Here is a 218-nt window from a genome sequence, read left to right as displayed (position 1 = left end):
ACGCTCGGCGCCTGGTGGGCGGCGTGCAGCAGGCGTTGCAATAACGCTGGCGCGACGGTGCCACCGCTGAAATGGCGCATATCACGGCGTTCGGCGATGGCGCGGTAGACGGCGGCGCGGTCCGCTTCGGGAAAGGCGTTGTCGGTCATGGGCTCATCGCGGGCAAGCCCGTACCCACCGGGTGTGGCGCAGCGTCGGGCACAAACAAGGCTGCCACC

1 pseudogene is annotated in these 218 nt (G+C 69.3%); it reads right to left on the bottom strand.

The features are described 5' to 3' along the window. A pseudogene (locus ACW9IB_RS29590) lies at positions 1–149 on the bottom strand (5,6-dimethylbenzimidazole synthase); the annotation flags it as partial. Between the last annotated feature and the right edge of the window lie 69 nt (positions 150–218).

This window comes from Pseudomonas sp. SDO524_S393 (assembly GCF_054071875.1).
Note: the sequence above shows the minus strand (reverse complement) of the source record. Positions and strands in the feature narration are given on the sequence as shown.